Here is a 15,748-nt window from a genome sequence, read left to right on the forward strand (position 1 = left end):
GCCGGTTCCGCCCCGTGGTGGGCTAGGCTTGCCTCGACACGCGCGGCACCGCGGCCTGCGGCGTGAACCGAGCCGCCGTTCCATGTACCATCACCCCATGGCCAAACAGCCAGCCCCGATCGGGCGCGAGCCGGGTGGCGGCGGGGAGACCGTCCACACCATCGACGAGCTCGCCCAGGCGACCGGGATGACGACGCGGAACATCCGCGCCCACCAGTCCCGCGGGCTGCTGCCGCCGCCGGTGGTGCGCGGCCGCACCGGCTACTACAGCGACGAGCACGCCGCCCGGCTGCGGCTGATCCTCCGGATGCAGGCCGACGGCTTCAACCTCGGGGCGATCCGCCGGGTGCTCGACTCGGTGCCGTCGGGCACCGCCCGCCAGGTGGTCGACTTCGAGAGCGCGCTCCGCGCCGCCTGGGAGGAGGAGCCGGTCGAGACCCTCACCGCCGAGGAGCTGGCCCGACGCTTCGGCGCCGCCGACGTCGACCTCGTCCGGCGCGCCGAGCAGATCGGCCTGCTCCACGACCTCGGCGACGGCCGCTTCGAGGTGCGCAGCCCGACCCTGCTCCGCTGTGCCGAGCAGCTGGTGGTGCTCGGGGTGCCGCTCGGCTCCTGCATCGCCGCCGCCGAGGACGTGACCCGCCACGCCCACGGGGTGGCCCGCCGCTACGTCCGCCTCTACCTCGACGAGGTCTGGCGGCCGTTCGAGGAGGCGGGGCGTCCCGAGGCGGACTGGCCGCGGATGCAGGACACCCTGGAGCGGATGCGCCCGCTCGCCCTCGACAGCCTCGCTGCCGCCTTCCGGCTGGTGATGGGCGCCGAGGTCGACCGCGCCTACAACCAGGTGCTCCGCCGCCGCGCCGCCGGCCGCGAGGAGGGCGCCTCCGGGGGCGCCGGGCGCCGCCGCGCGGAGCCGGTGTCGGGATGACCGGCCGGCTGGTCTCGGTGAACGTCGGGACGGTGGCGCCGCTCACCGCCGGGCGCCGCACCGTGGAGAGCGGGATCGTGAAGGCGCCGGTCACCGGCCGGGTGCGCGCCGAGGGCGTCAACCTCGCCGGCGACCGCCAGGCCGACCTCAGCGTCCACGGCGGCGCCGACAAGGCGGTCTACGCCTACGCGATCGAGGACCACCGCTGGTGGGGCGAGGGCCTCGGCAGGGCCCTGGGGCCGGGCACCTTCGGCGAGAACCTCACCGTGAGCGGCCTGGAGGTGAGCGGCGCGGTGGTCGGCGAGCGCTGGGAGGTGGGCTCGGCCCTGCTCGAGGTCGCCCAGCCCCGCCTCCCCTGCTACAAGCTCGGCATGCGGATGGGCGACCCCGTCTTCGTCGCCCGGTTCGCCGCCGCCAACCGCCCCGGCGCCTACCTGCGCATCGTCGAGCCCGGCGATCTCGGCGCCGGCGACGCCGTCCGGGTCCTCGACCGGCCCGCCCACGGCGTCACCGTGGCCGAGGTCTCGCGGGCGCTGCTCGGCGAGCGCGCGGTGTGGGCGCACGTGCTCGGCGCCGCCGCTTTGCCCGCTGGACTGCGCGACCACCTGCTCGAGCGCCTCCAGGCCGCCGAGGCTCAGAGCAGCTCGTAGTTCCCGGCGAGGAGCTCGCGGCGCAGCACCTTGCCGACCGGGCTCTTCGGGATGGCGCGCACCAGCAGCGTCCGCCGTGGCCGCTTGTGGGCGGCGAGCGCGGCATGGCCGCGGGCGTGCCGCTCCAGCGCCTCGGCGGTGAGCCCCGCTCCCGGACGCGGCACCACGAAGGCGGCCACCAGCTGCCCCCAGCGGTCGTCGGGCAGCCCGCAGACCACGACCTCGGCGACCTCGGGATGGGCGGCGAGGACGTCCTCGACCTCGAGGGGGTAGATGTTCTCCCCACCGCTGATGATCATCTCGTCGACGCGGCCCTCCACCCAGAGGTCGCCGTCCTCGTCGAGGCGGCCGATGTCGCCGGTGTAGTACCAGCCCTCGCGCACCGCGTTCGCGGTCGCCTCGGGACGGTTGAGGTAGCCGGCGAAGGCCTCGTCGCCATCGATCGCGGCGATCACCTCGCCGGGCCTGCCCGCCACCACCTCGTCGGGCGGCACCCGGCGCTCGCGCGACGCCTCGACCAGGCGGATGCGGGTGTGCAGCCCGGCACGTCCCGCGCAGCCCGGCTTCTCCCGCTGCCGCGGCGACACCGTGAACGTGTAGATCTCGGTCGAGCCGTAGTGGTTGACGAGCACGTCGGGGTCGAACACCTCGGTGCAGCGGCGCACCAGGCCGGGGGTCATCGGCGCCCCCGCGTAGGCGAGCTTGCGGCAGTCGGGCAGGGGGCCGTCCAGCCGGTCCAGCAGCAGGTGGTAGGCGGTGGGCACCAGGTAGAGCGCGGTGACCCGGTGCTCTGCGAGGAGCGCCGGGACGGCACCGTCCGAGACCGAGGCGACCGGCACGTAGAGGCCGTTGACCGCGATCATCGAGAGCAGCGAGCGGATCCCCATGGTGTGGTTCATCGGCATCGCCCCGAGGGTGCGCTCCCCGGCCGCGTAGCCGCACTGGACCACGTGGGCGAGGCTGGCCGCCCACTCCGCCCGGTGCGAGCGGGGCACCCCCTTCGGCCGCCCGGTGGTGCCGGCGGTGTAGAGGATGACGCTGGCGGCGCGGTCGTCGTTGCCGGGGGGCTCGACCACCGGCGCCCCCGCGATCACCGCCTCGAGGTCGCGGACGTGGAGCCGCGGCGGCAGCCCCTCCACCGCGGCGAGGGCGGCCTCGACGCTGCCGTCGTGGAGCAGCAGCATCGCCTCGGAGTCGGCGAGGCAGTGGCCCAGCTCGGACGCTCCCAGCCGGAAGCTCAGCGGCACCGCGGTGGCGCCCGCCAGCTGGGTCGCCAGATAGGCGGTGGCCAGCGCCTCGGAGTTGCGCATCGCGAGCGCCACCCGCGCGCCCGGCACCGCACCCGCCTCCCGCATCCAGCCCGCCAGCCGGGCCGCCCGGCGGTGCCACTCCGCGTATCCGAGGACGCGGTCGCCGGCGACGACGGCGGGGTGCTCGGGATGCCGGAGCGCGGCCGACTCGAACGCCCATCCGACGTGCATGGGCGAAGCTTAGCGAGCGATGACCTCTCTGCCACCGACGGTGGGAAGGCCGGCGCGCCGCCAGGCGTGGAAGCCCCCGGCGACGTCGGTGGCGTGCTCGAGCCCGAGCCTGCGCAGCGTCGCCGCGGCGAAGCTCGACGCGTAGCCCTCGGAGCAGAGCACGACGATCGGGTGCTGGTGACCGACGATCTCGGGCAGGCAGGACGGCGAGGTGGGGTCCATCCGCCACTCCAGCACGTTGCGCTCGATCAGCAGCGCCCCGGGGACCTCTCCCTCGGCGCGCCGCTGCGCCTCGGGGCGGATGTCGACGAGGAGCGCCCCGTCGTCGACGGCCGCGGACGCGGCCACGGGGTCGAGGCGCACCAGGCCGGCGCGGGCCTCGGCGAGCAGAACGTCGACGGCGGACATCAGGCCGCCGCCGCCAGCGCGGGCACCGGCAGCGCCTGGTCGAAGGTGGTCATCTCCAGCCCGGGAGGCGAGTACGCGTGGATGCTCGTCGCCGCCCGTGGATGGTCGTTGCCGACCCGGTGCACCGTGGTCGGAGGCACCCGCAGCAGCGAGCCGGTGTGCAGCAGCCGCGACCGCGACGGCCATCCCGGCGCCGGCACCACGGTCTCGCGGAGGGTGCCGCCGACCACCGCCACCGCGCCCGACGCGCCGCCGTGGTCATGGAGGGAGGTGTGCTGTCCCCAGCACCAGCCGATCAGCCAGACCTCGACGGTGTCGGTCAGCGCCACCCGCTCGTACCAGCGCATCCGCGGGTTGTGCTGGACCAGCTCCGCCCAGAGATCTGGCCGCTCGGCCAGCGCGGAGACGACGGCAGCCAGGGTCTCGGCGTCGACGGGGTTGCCGCCGGCCGGGAGGCTGCGTGCCCAGGCGGCGCCTCGGAGAGCGGGGTGGATGTCCATGGCCCGACTGTCCGCCGGCGTCCCTTTCGAAACCATGACCGCCGCGCCGCGGGCACGGTCTGCGGATGAACCTCCGGCTCCGTCAGGCCGCCGGCCTCGGCCGGGCGCGCGCCGCTGACACGGGCCTCGACATCCATGTCACGCAGGCCTACCGGCCGCCGGGTTCATGGCACACTGTCCGGATGAGGGGGTTGGGTCACACCGTGCCGATGGGCGTCGCTCGCCCCACAGGAGGCTGAGCCGCGTCATGGCGATCGCGCCGCTGTCCTCCGCCGCCCCGGGCTGTCAGATCGTCCGAGCCGCCGGCACCGAGCTGAACGTGCTCAGCGCCGGGCATGGCCGCCGCACCGTGGTGCTGCTGCACGGCTTTGGCGACACCCACGTGACCTGGCGCAACGTCCTGCCCGAGCTGGCGCGGCGGCACCGCGTGATCTCCCTCGACCTCCCCGGCTTCGGCGCCTCCACCGCGATCGCCGGACCGCTGCTCGACGGCCAGGTGGCCGCCGTCGAGGGGGTGCTCGACGCCCTCGGCGTCGACGGCCCGGTGTCGGTGGTGGGCAACTCCATGGGCGGTGCGGCGGCGCTCCGCTTCGCCCTCGCCCACCCGCAGCGCACCGAGCGGGTGGTGGCGATCGCCCCCGCCGGGCTCGGCGTCGGGGTGCCGATCTGGTGGCGGATGCTGAGCGGCCAGCTGCTCTCGCTGCGCTTCATGCTGCTCGCCCTCGAGGTGATGCCGCCCTCGCTGGTCGAGTCGGTGTCCCGGCAGATCTTCCTCCGTCTCGTCGTCCACGACCCGGCGCGGATCGACTCCGCCACCATGCGCGAGCTCGGCCGGCGGTACCGCAGCCGCCGCGACATCGAGGACCTCTACCAGCTCGGCCACCTGCTCGTCGCCGAGCTCGCCTCCGGCACGCTGCTGCAGCGGGCCGAGGCGCTCGACGTCCCGCTGCTGGTGCTCTGGGGACGCCACGACCGGATGGTCCCGATGGAGCACGGCCGGGCGCTGGCGGACGCCGTCGCCGGCGCGCGGCTCGAGGTGCTCGACGCCTGCGGCCACTGTCCCCAGGTCGAGCGCCCCGACCTCCTGCTCCCCCTGCTCGAGGAGTTCCTCCACCCGCTGGCCCTGAGCGACGAGGACTGACCGACCCGGATCAGTCGAAGACGCTGGTCCGGTTGCCGTGGACGATCACCCGGTTCTCGAGGTGGAGGCGGACGGCGCGGGCGAGCACCACCCGCTCGAGGTCGCGGCCCTTGCGGATCAGGTCGCCGACCGAGTCGCGATGGCTGACCCGCACCACGTCCTGCTCGATGATCGGGCCGGCGTCGAGGTCGGCGGTGGCGTAGTGGGCGGTGGCACCGATGATCTTCACCCCGCGCTGGATCGCCTGGAGGTAGGGATTGGCGCCGATGAACGCGGGCAGGAAGGAGTGGTGGATGTTGATCACCCGGGGGTAGCGCACCAGGAACTCGGGGGTGAGGATCTGCATGTACTTGGCGAGAACCACCAGGTCGATGCCGTGATTCTGGAGCAGGCTGAGCTGCACCGCCTCGTGACGGTGCCGGTTGGAGCCGTCGGTGGGCACGTGCACGTACTCGATGCCGAAGGCGGCGGCGAGCGGCTGCAGCTCCGCGTGGTTGGAGATCACCAGGGCGATGTCGGCGCGCAGCTCGCCGCCGCGCTGGCGCTGGATGAGGTCGCTGAGGCAGTGGTCCTGGCGGCTGACCCAGATCGCCATCCGACGCACCTCGTCGGAGAAGTGGAGGTGCCAGGTGGCGTGGATCTGCTCGGCGAGCGGCGTGAATGCGGGGGCGATCTCGGGGCGGTCGAGCTCGAAGCCGTCGAGCTCCCACTCGATCCGCATCAGGAAGAGGCCGGTGGTGGGGTCGATGTGGTGCTCGGCGTGGACCAGGTTGCCGTTGCGGTCGGCGACGAACTGGGCGGTGCGGGCCACCAGCCCGCGCTGATCGGGGCAGGAGATCAGCAGGGTGGCGGTGGGCGCCGCGGCGCGGGTGGCGACGCTCACCGCATCCCCCCCTCGGAGAGCAGCCGCAGGGTGCGCACATGGACCTCGGGGCTGAGCGAGGCGACGATCGGCAGCCGCGCGGAGAAGTCGAGGACCCGGTCGTCGAGCGAGCCGCCGTCGATGTCGGTGACCACGGCCGCGGATTCTCGCAGCAGGAGCAGGGCTGCGGCGCAGTCGTAGGGGCGCATCCCCGACGGCGCCACCAGCGCCGAGGCCGAGCCGGTGGCCACCTGGCAGAGGCTGAGCGCCGCCGAGCCGAGCAGGCGCAGCCGGCGGGTGGCGGCGAGCAGCGGGGTGAGGCTGCTCACCTTGCGCACCGAGTTCATCCCCTCGATGAGCAGCATCGGGATCCGGCCGCGGTCGTCGAGACCGACGGCGAGCGGCCGCAGCGGCACCCCGTCGCGGGTCGCCCCCTCGCCGCGGACCGCGGCGTAGACCCGGGGGACGGCGAGGCTGCGCACCACCGCGACCGCGGCATCGGCGACGGTCTCGCCGTCGACCAGGCAGAGCGAGGTGCAGTAGTACGGGATGCCGTGCATGGCGTTGAGGCTGCCGTCGACGGGGTCGACGAGCAGCACCGGCTGGGTGGCCCCGTAGGCGCGGTCGCCGAGCTCCTCGCTGCGCAGCAGGAAGCGCACCCCGGCGGCGGCGAGCGCCTCGCAGTGGGCGATGACCACGTCCTCGGCGCGGCGGTCGACCACCGCGGTGCGGTCGCCGCCGGCGCCGACGTCGAGCGGCACCCTCCCCTCCTCGGTGCCCGCCAGGCCGGCGAGGGCGGTGGCGATGTCGGCCGCCATCCCCTCCAGGCGGTCGAGCCAGGCGGCCCGCTCGGCGGCGGTCAGAGGCGCCTCCCACGAACCCGCGCCAGGTCGAAGCGCGCCGTGCTGGCGACCGCCATGACGGCGAGCACCCCGGCCTGCAGCGGGTCGGAGACCACGAGGTCGCACACCTCGACCACCGAGCCGATCTGGCTGAGCGTGATCACCGGGATGCCGGTCCGCTGCACCTCGGTGACCGCGTCGGCGATGTCCCCGCCCATCAGCGACCCGGCGAGCACCAGGGCCCGCACCCGGGGCAGGCGGGCGACGGCGCGCACCGCCTCGGCGATGTTCTCCTCGCCCACCAGCGGGATGGTGTCGACGCTGATCCGCTCGCCCCGGATGTTGTGGCGGTCGGCCTCCTGCACCGCCCCGCTGGCCACCGCCGCCACCTGGGCGCCGCCGCCGATGACGATCACCCGGGCGCCGAAGATGAGGCCGAAGGGGCGGGGCTCGCTGCACTCGACCACGAAGGGCAGCGCCAGCAGCCGGCCGGCGAGCCCGTCGACGTCGCACTTCTCGAGCTCGAGGTAGAGGCTGAAGACGCCCCGGGTGGCCTCGCGGGTCTCGACGGTGACGATGTTGCCCCCGGCCTCGAGGATCTCGCCGGTGATGCGGTGGAGCACGCCGGGCTGGTCGTCGGCGCGGATCAGCAGGCTGCGGGTGTCCATATCTGCCGCCGATGGTGGCATGAGAGCCCGCGCACCCGTTGTCCGGGGCTGCGTCAGAATGCGCCGGAGATGGACAGGGGACGGGTCGAGGCCTTCAGCGACGGGGTCTTCGCGATCGCCATCACCCTGCTGGTGCTCACCATCGGCCAGCCCCAGCGCTTCGACGACCTCGGCGCCGAGCTGCTCAGGCAGTGGCCCGCCCACGCCGCCTACGTGGTGAGCTTCAGCGTGATCGGGATCATGTGGTTCAACCACCACGCCGTCCTCAGCCGGCTCGCCCGGATCGACCGAACCCTCGTCTACCTGAACCTGCTCCTGCTCATGACCATCGTCTTCCTCCCCTACCCCACCGGGATCCTCGGCGAGGCGCTGCGGCGCGGCGAGGGCACCCGGGTCGCCGCCGTCGCCTACAGCATCGTGATGCTCGTCAACGCCCTCGCCTGGGGAGCGCTCTGGCTCTACGCCTCCGGGGGCCGCCGGCTGCTCGACGACTCGTTTCCCGAGGAGCAGCGCAGGCTCACCACGGTGCTCTTCGTGGCCGGGGCGGGGGTGTACCTCGTGGCCGCCGGCATCGCCCTGCTCAACGCCTACGCCTGCCTCGCGTTCCACGGAGCGGTCGCCCTCTACTACGCGGTCGACCCGATCTCCTGGGGCCTCCGCCTCCGCCGCGAGCGGGGCTGAGCCCGCCGCCCTCAGAGGCCGAGCAGCCGGACCGCGTTGCCGCCAAGGACCGCCGCGGTCGCCTCCTCCCCCAGGCCGAGGCCGCGCAGGCTCTCGAGGTAGCGCGGGGCCCGCAGCAGGGGGTGGTCGGTGCCGAACAGCAGCCGGTCGGCCCCCACCGCCTCGACCACCGCCCGGTAGACCGAGGGCTGGTAGAGGAAGGGCACCGCGGCGGTGTCGAAGTACAGGCTGGTGCGGCAGAGCTCGCGCACCTCGGGCATGTGCGCGTAGAGCGGCAGCCCGCCGCCGAGGTGGGCGCAGACCACGGTCAGGTCGGGATGGCGCAGCGCCAGGGCGGCGACCCGGTCGGGGGTCGCGGTGCCCTTGCCCGGGTACTCGTGCCCGACCGGCTCGCTGCAGTGCAGGTTCCAGGGCAGGCCCGCCGCCACCGAGGCGCGCACCACCGGGCCGAGGGCCGCCTCGTCCTCGAGGGCCCACCCCTGGGCGTCGGCGTTGAGCTCGCCGATCCCCCGCAGGCCGAGCCGGGCGCAGCGCTCGACCTCGGCGGCGGCGCCGGGGTCGGCGGGCTGGACGCAGCCGAAGCCCACCAGGCGGCCGGGGTGGCGGCGCACCGCGGCGGCGAGGTAGTCGTTGGCCTCGGCGCAGAGGGCGGGGTCGGTGAAGGGCCAGGTGAAGCACACCGCCCGGTCGACGCCGGCCGCGGCCATGGCCTCGACCAGGTCCTCGGCGGAGGCCACCGCCGCCCCCGGCCGGGCGTGGCAGGCGCCGAACCAGGGCTCGCGGGCGCAGATCTCGGCGAGCCGGCCTCGCACCCGGTCGGGAAGGATGTGGACGTGCGCGTCGACGATCACCCCAGCCATCTCCCGGTGGCGTACAGCCCCGCCCCGTAGGCGAAGAGGCCGGCGCTCGCGGCCACCGCCGCGGCCCGCCAGGAGGGGCGGCGGGCGAGCAGGTCCCAGACGGCGATGAGCGCGGGGAACATGGCGATCTCGTAGCGTGGCACCGAGATCCAGTAGGAGACGCAGACGGAGAGCAGCCACACCGCGGTGCAGAAGCTGAGCAGCGAGAGCGGGAGCGTGCGCCGGATCCAGAGCGCGGCCACCACCACCGCACCGCCCACGCCGAAGAGCACCTCGAGGGCGAAGACGTACGTCGAGCCCGCCGGCAGCGAGCTGAGCACCGCCGAGTCCCAGGTGGCCCGGGCGCCCGCCCAGGGCCAGTCGAGGTGGCGGTAGTCGAACGACACCGATCCCTCGGCGTGGAGCCAGGCCAGCGCGTCGCCGGTGTGCACCTGCAGGTAGACGCCGAAGAGCAGCAGCGGGAGCGGCACCAGCAGCAGCCAGCCGAGCTGCGGCGTCGGCCGGCCGCGGTGGCGCACCAGCTGCTCGACCAGCAGCGCCGGGATCAGCGCCACCCCGGTCACCCGGGTGGCGCAGGCCAGCGCCGCCACCAGGCAGGCGGGGCCGAAGCGGCCGCGGCGGGCGAGCAGCAGCGACCCGGCGGCGGCGGCGAGGAAGGCGCTCTCGGTGTAGACGAGGCCGAGGAAGGCGGCGTACGGCCAGAACGCCAGCGCCCAGACCGCGAAGCGCGCCGCGCCGAGGTCGCGCTCGCGCAGCACCAGCCCGGCGAGCAGGCGGAGGGCGACGAGCTCGAGCACGCTGCTGACCAGCAGGCCGGCGAGCACCGCGTCCCGGGCGACCAGCATCACCACGTGCACCAGGATCGGGTAGCCGGGGAAGAAGGCGACCAGGTGGCCGCCCTGGCCGAGGCCGAAGTCGAGGTGCGACGGGTAGCCGTGCTCGGCGATGGCCACGTACGACTGGCTGTCCCACTGGTCGAAGGCGGAGCGCAGCTCGCCGCCGGTGGGGAATCCGGGAGCGGTGCTCTGCTCCCAGGTGGCCAGCACCGGCACCAGCAGGCTCACCGCCCGGGCGGCGAGGAAGGGGGGGAGAACCAGCCGCCAGAGCGGGCCCCCGAGGGTCACCGCCGGCGGCGCAGGTCGCCCTGCGCCGGCCCCTGCAGGCCGCCGCCATCGCGGCCGGCGCGCAGCCCCAGCAGCTCCACGAAGGCGCGGGCCACCACCGCGGGGCGGGCGCCGGTGGCCTCGCCGGTGGTGCGGGGATGGTGGGGCACGGCGACCTCGACGATGCGGCAGCCGCGGTCGCGGGCGCGCAGCGCGAGCTCGGTGGAGATCATCGCGCCCTGCGACTGGAGGCCGACGCCGAGCTCGCGCGCGAACAGCTTGAAGGCGCAGTTCACGTCGCGGAGGGTGGGCCCGTTCAGCAGCCGCACCAGGGCGAAGAAGGCGGCGTGGTTGGCCCGGCGCGTCCAGGGGTCCTGGCGCTGCGCCCGGTAGCCGGCGATCATCGAGCCCGGCTCCCAGTGGGGCAGCAGCAGCGCCAGGTCGGCGGGGTCGAACTGGCCGTCGCTGTCGAGCAGCCACACCGCCTCGCTCCGCGCCGCCTCGAAGCCGGTGCACAGCGCCGCCCCGTAGCCGAGGTTGGACGGGTGACCGAGCAGCCGCGTCCCCGGCAGCTCGGCGGCGAGGCCGAGCACCTGCTCCGAGGTGCCGTCGTTGCTGCCATCGTCGACCACAACGACCTCGTGGTCGGCGACGCCGCTGCCCCGGAGCGCGGCGTGGGTGCGCCGCACCGTCTCGGCGATCACCGCCACCTCGTTGTAGGCGGGGAGCACGGCGCTGATCGACGCGGGCAGGGTGCTCATGAGCGGCGGACATCGTAGACGGTGGTGTCGCCGGCCCGGGCCAGGACCGGGTAGTGGGCGGACCACCATGCCTGGTCGGCCGACTGCTGGTCGCGCTCCCAGGAACCGAGCTCGACGAAGGAGACGCGGTATCGCCGCAGCAGCCCCTCGACGGGGCAGCCCGGGGGGTCGCCGGGGCAGCCCGCGTACATGGTGTGGATGTCGTCGGGCCGGCTGCCGAAGTCGGTGCCGTAGCTGTTCAACCAGCCCGCGTAGCCCATCACCGCGGTGCGTCCGGCGAGGGTGAGCAGGGGGTCGTTGGGGCGGCCTCCGGTGAGGATGACGGCGGTGCGCGGGGTGTGGGCGGCGACCTGCGCGGCGAGGTCGCGATCGTCCTGACCGGCCCAGGTGTAGCTTCCCGGATTGGTGTCGCGGGGGGTCCAGGGGAGATCGCGGAGCATCACCAGGCCGCCGCTGAGGAGCAGGCTGGCGAGCGCCACCGTGGCGGCGGCCGCCCGCCAGGCCCCGCCCCGCCACCAGCGCACCACCCAGGCACCGACCAGCAGCGCCGCGCCCAGCTGCCAGTAGGCGAAGAGCTTGGTGTTGTCCCAGTCCCACGACTGGAACACCACGATGTTGGCGACCAGCCAGAGCAGCATGAGCGGTGCGCAGAGCAGCGCCAGCTCGTCGGAGATCAGCGGCGGCCGGGTCCGCGGACGGTCGTCGTCGACACCGATGGGACGGGTGTGGCGCATCACCACGGTGCCGAGGAGCACGGCGCAGGCGGGCAGCAGGATGCCGGTGTTCAGCAGCCAGAAGCCCCAGAAGCCCGGGGTGAGGAGGACGTGGACGATCCTCCCCACCACCCCGCCGATGCCGTCGTGGACGAGGCTGACGATCCGCCCCGGGTCGGAGTCCGGGTTCCACTTCCACCCCGGCTCGAGGTAGGGGAACGAGTTGCTGCCGAAGGGGCCGCTGTCGACGCCGTGTCCGCCGGCGGCGATCTGCGCCAGCCGGGGCACGGCCAGCGCCAGGGTGACGCCGAGCATCCCCAGCCACTCCCGCCGCCGTCGCACCAGCGCCAGCACCGGGAGCACCACCGAGAGCGCGATCAGGGTGTGGACGTGGATCAGCGGCAGCAGCCCGGCGAGCACGCCGCCGAGCAGGAGTGGCGACCATGCGGGCGGCGGCCGGGCCAGCCCGGCGGCGACCAGGAGGAGCACCGCCAGGGCGATGCTGACGCCGTGGACGAAGGTGCGCTGGGGCAGCCACCAGGCGAGCAGGGGCGTGTACCACTGGATGTTTCCTGCGGGCTGGACGGCGGCGTCGGTGAGCAGCCCGTCGTAGGCGCGGGGCTGGTCGGCGACGGTCGCGGGGATGGCGCGGAACGCCGCCACCGCGTCGCCGGGGTGGGTCATCACCTGGGTGGGAGCGCAGCGGGCGGCGCTCAGCCCCGCCCTGGCGCAGGCGTCCCACCACAGCCCGCTGGCGCCGAGCCCGCCGCCGAGCAGGCAGATCGCCATCGCCACCACCCCGGCGGCGAAGGAGCCGCACAGCCGCCGCGCCAGCGAGGCCAGCAGCAGCGCGGCGGCGACACAGAGCACCGCGCTGGGGATCGCCAGCGCCGCCCCCGGCGAGGCTCCGAGCTGCAGCAGCATGGCGCTCTGGAAGTCGGGGAGGAAGGGATAGCGATAGGGGGTGCCGCTGAAGATGGGGTCGTGGGGCGGCAGGTTGTGCCCCGCCGAGAAGCTGCTCGCCGCGGTGGCGTGCAGCGACCAGTCCGCCCACACCGTGGGGAAGCCGGCCGAGATGTCCGGGCCGCTGCTGAAGAGGGTGTGGGCGAACAGGATGGAGAAGCCGGTCACGGCCGCGGCCAGCAGTGCCAGCGGCCCCCACAGTGAACCGTCGCGCCGGCGCTCGGGCAGCTCCGCGATCGACCCCCGCCAGGGGCCGCGGGGGTCGCCGGCGCGCAGCGCGACGCCGAGGCCGAGCAGCCCCAGGAGCAGCGGCCCGGCGAGCACCGCCGGGGTGCTCATCCCCGCCACCAGGGTGACGCCGAGGGTGCTGAGCGCGCTCAGCTCGATGCCGGCGACCACCGCGATCGCCACCCGCTCCTCGAGCCGCAGCGGCACCCGCACCAGCCCGGCCACGGCGGCCCCGGCCGCTCCGGTGAGCAGCCAGAGCACCCCAGCCAGGACGGTCACTGCCAGTCACCCACCCACAGGCGCATGGCGTGGTCGGCGGGGCCGAGCGGCGCCCCCGTCCACATCGGGGAGAAGAAGACGAAAGCGGCCACAACCACGGCGAGGGCGGCGTAGGAGAGCGGCGCCAGCCGCACCGTGCGGCCGAACACGCCGACCTCGGCGCGGCGCAGCGCGGTGAGCGCATAGGCGGAGGCCAGCGCCATGAAGGGCAGCGCGCCGAGCATGTGGTAGAAGAACAGCACCCGCTTCTCGTTGCCCAGCACCCACATCAGCCAGGCGGCGCTGTAGCCGAGCACGCAGAGCGCCGGCACCAGCCGGCGGGACACCACCGCCGAGATCACCGCGAGCACCGCGAACACCACCATCAGCGCCAGGCCCAGGGCGAACGGCGCCATCGACGGGTGCACCCCGACCACCCCGGTCTCCGCGGACTTGAAGAAGCGGATCATCAGCCCCAGCCCGGCCACCATCACCGCGCCGGTGGCGAACCGCCACCACGACGGCCCCCGGGTCATCGTCCACACGCAGAAGAGCAGCGCGGGGATCGCCGGCCACCACACCGCGGGATTGCCCATGTCGGTGATCCAGGCGGTCTCGGGGTTGCCTCCGGCGGTGGTGTGGCGGGTGTAGTCGGCGTAGAAGAGCACCGGGTGGGCCATCACCGGCCACGTGTACCAGCGCGACGCGTAGGGGTGGGGGCGGCACTCGATGTCGTGGTAGTTGAGGCTCGCCTTCATCTGCCCGGCGATGTTCCCGATCGCCGCGGGGATGCTGGGCAGGGCGTGCCCGGCGGCGGTGACCGGGGTGCCGTCGGCGTGCCGGATCAGGGGCACGTCCTGGTGGTCGTCCCTGGGGTTGGGACCGTCGCGCAGCCCGCCCTTGGGGTCGCAGGCGACGAAGTGGTAGACGGTGTCGTGGGGGATGGTGAGGTAGCGCGAGTAGCTCGCGGCGAAGACCGAGCCGGCGAGCAGCAGCGCGGCGGCGTAGTGGAGCAGGGCGCGGCGGCCGGCGGCGTCCCGCCACATCCGGGCCTCGCCCTCGCCGGGCCCGGCGACCCCGCGCAGCGCCGGCACCAGGCGCACCGCCACCGGCTCGAGGAACCGGCCGAGGATCAGCGCGACCACCACCAGCGCCGGGGCCAGGGCGGTGAGCTTGGCGGCGAAGGCGAGGCCGGTGACCGCCGCCAGGGCGTACAGGGTCGCCCGCCACTGGGTGCGGGTGCGGGCCTGCCAGTGGAGCAGGAAGGCGTAGGTGATGGAGACCGCGAGGAGGATGGCGATGATGTCGATGACGCCGGTGCGCGACTCGACGAAGGCCAGCCCGTCGAGGCTCATCATCACCGCCGCGGCGACCGCGAAGAAGCGCTCCCGGCGCAGCCGCCGGGCGATCAGGTAGACGAGGCCGACCATCAGGCTGCCGGCGATCGCGCAGCTCAGCCGCCACGACCAGCCTCCGAAGCCGAGGGCGGCGATCGGCGGTGCCATCAGCAGCTTGGCGAGCGGCGGCTCGGGGTCGAAGTAGTCGACGGTGGGCTGGTGCAGGTCCTTGGCGGCGTCGACGGGGAAGTACACCTCGTCGAAGACGAACCCGCAGTGCCGCTGAGGTGGGTCCTTGGGGCCGGTGATGTGCCCGTGAGCGTCGACGGGGACGTCGTCGACGCAGCCGTCGTTGTTGTACGGGTATGAGAGGCCGTAGGCGGTCACCGGGGCGCCGCCGCCGGGATGGCTGAGGGCGTCGGGGAAGATCGGGCTGGCGATCCGCAGCACGAGGGCCGTCACCACCAGGGCGAGCAGCCAGATCACGTCGATCCGGTCGAGGTCGAGAAAGGCGCGCGCCCCGGCGCGGGGCACGCTGCCCGGTGGCCGCGGCCTCACCGGCGGCGCCTGCGGCGGGCCGCCGGCGGCGCCGCATCGGGCCGGGGCATCGCTTCCTCGATCTCGCGGAGGAGGCCCTCGACGTCGACCACCGGCACCACCAGGTCGCTCTCGAAGAGGAACTGGCGGCCGAGCAGGCGGCGCAGCTTCACCAGCTGCTCCGCCGGGGTGTCGAGCCGCAGGGTGAGCGCCTCGGTCTCCAGCCAGCGCGCCACCGGCCGGGGCAGCACCCTGCGCCGCTCCGGCTTGTTCGCGGTGGCCGACACCCGGGCGACCCGCGCCCGGCGCACCTCGGCGAGGGGGATCCGCTGGCTCATGCCGGTGCGCCGGATCACCAGGTTGTCGCCCTCCACGGAGAGGGTGCTGAAGCGCTGGCGCAGCCAGAAGTTGAAGGCGAAGCCGTAGAAGGCGGCGCCGAGAAAGCTGAGCGGCGCGAGGCCGGCCTGGGTCTTCCCGTGCTGGAAGACCGGCTGCAGCAGGGTGGCGAGCAGGCAGCCGGTGGCGAACAGCAGCAGCGGCAGGCGGAACCGCCGCCACCGATCGACGTCGTACAGGATGGCGTGGCGACGGCTCTGCATGGCTGGGCGGGGCCGAGGATACCTGCCCAGCCCATCGCACAGTGCCGCCATCGGGTCGTTACACGGCCTTCACAATTCCTCACCGGAACTGAACAGGCCCCACGCGGGGCCGGCGGTATCGTTGGGTCACCGAGCGGGAACACCGCTCCTGAACTCGAAGCTCATTCCCTTCCTTGGAAAGGCCGGGGCCGCAAGCCCCGGCCTTTTCATTTTTCGCCGCCCGCTCCG

At 74.3% G+C, this 15,748-nt stretch carries 16 protein-coding genes; 4 read left to right on the forward strand and 12 right to left on the reverse strand.

The annotated features are described in order from the left end of the window. Positions 1 to 97 precede the first annotated feature (97 nt). Together VGL20_08375 and VGL20_08380 are read left to right on the forward strand one after the other, a co-directional pair. The gene (locus VGL20_08375) at positions 98 to 928 is read left to right on the forward strand and encodes a MerR family transcriptional regulator (GenBank protein HEY2703690.1); all 831 of its coding nucleotides are present in this window, start codon (positions 98 to 100) and stop codon (positions 926 to 928) included. After that, on the forward strand, positions 925 to 1,578 hold the full coding sequence (locus VGL20_08380; protein HEY2703691.1) for an MOSC domain-containing protein: 654 nt from the start codon (positions 925 to 927) through the stop codon (positions 1,576 to 1,578). The genes VGL20_08375 and VGL20_08380 overlap by 4 nt, the downstream gene beginning before the upstream one ends. Here the strand turns inward: VGL20_08380 and VGL20_08385 are convergent. From VGL20_08385 to VGL20_08395, 3 genes are read right to left on the reverse strand one after another with little or no spacing between them, the layout of a single operon-like run. After that, on the reverse strand, positions 1,563 to 3,059 hold the full coding sequence (locus VGL20_08385; GenBank protein HEY2703692.1) for an AMP-binding protein: 1,497 nt from the start codon (positions 3,057 to 3,059) through the stop codon (positions 1,563 to 1,565). The genes VGL20_08380 and VGL20_08385 overlap by 16 nt on opposite strands. A gap of 9 nt (positions 3,060 to 3,068) precedes the next feature. Then, positions 3,069 to 3,467: a rhodanese-like domain-containing protein gene (locus VGL20_08390; GenBank protein HEY2703693.1), complete on the reverse strand. Its 399-nt coding sequence runs from the start codon at positions 3,465 to 3,467 to the stop codon at positions 3,069 to 3,071. Further along, a complete protein-coding gene (locus VGL20_08395) occupies positions 3,467 to 3,967 on the reverse strand; it encodes a cysteine dioxygenase family protein (GenBank protein ID HEY2703694.1) in 501 nt (166 codons plus the stop codon). The genes VGL20_08390 and VGL20_08395 overlap by 1 nt, the downstream gene beginning before the upstream one ends. A gap of 247 nt (positions 3,968 to 4,214) precedes the next feature. On the opposite strand from VGL20_08395, the gene VGL20_08400 reads away from it, so the two are divergent. Then, entirely contained in the window at positions 4,215 to 5,108 is an 894-nt protein-coding gene (locus VGL20_08400) for an alpha/beta fold hydrolase (GenBank protein ID HEY2703695.1), read from the forward strand. 10 nt (positions 5,109 to 5,118) lie between these two features. Here VGL20_08400 and purU read toward each other — a convergent pair whose 3' ends face one another. The 3 genes from purU to VGL20_08415 are packed head-to-tail and all read right to left on the reverse strand — an operon-like array spanning position 5,119 to position 7,480. After that, positions 5,119 to 5,991 carry a formyltetrahydrofolate deformylase gene (gene purU, locus VGL20_08405; GenBank protein ID HEY2703696.1) on the reverse strand — a complete coding sequence of 291 codons (873 nt, stop codon included), beginning with the start codon at positions 5,989 to 5,991 and terminating at the stop codon, positions 5,119 to 5,121. Beyond that, positions 5,988 to 6,788, reverse strand: a complete 801-nt coding sequence (locus tag VGL20_08410) for an inositol monophosphatase family protein (protein ID HEY2703697.1) — start codon at positions 6,786 to 6,788, stop codon at positions 5,988 to 5,990. Before VGL20_08410 ends, purU begins: the two co-directional genes overlap by 4 nt. Before the next feature lie 41 nt (positions 6,789 to 6,829). Continuing rightward, on the reverse strand, positions 6,830 to 7,480 hold the full coding sequence (locus VGL20_08415) for a DUF5612 domain-containing protein (protein ID HEY2703698.1): 651 nt from the start codon (positions 7,478 to 7,480) through the stop codon (positions 6,830 to 6,832). 69 nt (positions 7,481 to 7,549) lie between these two features. On the opposite strand from VGL20_08415, the gene VGL20_08420 reads away from it, so the two are divergent. Beyond that, positions 7,550 to 8,161 carry a TMEM175 family protein gene (locus VGL20_08420; protein ID HEY2703699.1) on the forward strand — a complete coding sequence of 204 codons (612 nt, stop codon included), beginning with the start codon at positions 7,550 to 7,552 and terminating at the stop codon, positions 8,159 to 8,161. A gap of 11 nt (positions 8,162 to 8,172) precedes the next feature. On the opposite strand, the gene VGL20_08425 is transcribed toward VGL20_08420, so the two are convergent. Genes VGL20_08425 through VGL20_08450 form a run of 6 tightly spaced genes read right to left on the reverse strand, consistent with a single transcriptional unit; the run spans position 8,173 to position 15,520 of the window. Then, positions 8,173 to 9,012, reverse strand: coding sequence for an amidohydrolase family protein (locus tag VGL20_08425; GenBank protein HEY2703700.1), 840 nt, complete (start codon positions 9,010 to 9,012; stop codon positions 8,173 to 8,175). After that, entirely contained in the window at positions 9,009 to 10,145 is a 1,137-nt protein-coding gene (locus VGL20_08430) for a hypothetical protein (GenBank protein HEY2703701.1), read from the reverse strand. The genes VGL20_08425 and VGL20_08430 overlap by 4 nt, the downstream gene beginning before the upstream one ends. Next, complete coding sequence (locus VGL20_08435; protein HEY2703702.1) at positions 10,142 to 10,885, reverse strand: glycosyltransferase family 2 protein; 744 nt, start codon at positions 10,883 to 10,885, stop codon at positions 10,142 to 10,144. The genes VGL20_08430 and VGL20_08435 overlap by 4 nt, the downstream gene beginning before the upstream one ends. Continuing rightward, complete coding sequence (locus VGL20_08440; protein HEY2703703.1) at positions 10,882 to 13,068, reverse strand: hypothetical protein; 2,187 nt, start codon at positions 13,066 to 13,068, stop codon at positions 10,882 to 10,884. Before VGL20_08440 ends, VGL20_08435 begins: the two co-directional genes overlap by 4 nt. Continuing rightward, entirely contained in the window at positions 13,065 to 14,942 is a 1,878-nt protein-coding gene (locus VGL20_08445; protein HEY2703704.1) for a phospholipid carrier-dependent glycosyltransferase, read from the reverse strand. The genes VGL20_08440 and VGL20_08445 overlap by 4 nt, the downstream gene beginning before the upstream one ends. Beyond that, positions 14,939 to 15,520 (reverse strand): hypothetical protein, encoded by a 582-nt coding sequence (locus tag VGL20_08450; GenBank protein ID HEY2703705.1) that lies wholly within the window; start codon positions 15,518 to 15,520, stop codon positions 14,939 to 14,941. Before VGL20_08450 ends, VGL20_08445 begins: the two co-directional genes overlap by 4 nt. Positions 15,521 to 15,748: the final 228 nt, after the last annotated feature.

It is taken from the genome of Candidatus Dormiibacterota bacterium, from assembly GCA_036495095.1.
GTDB lineage: Bacteria > Chloroflexota > Dormibacteria > Aeolococcales > Aeolococcaceae > CF-96.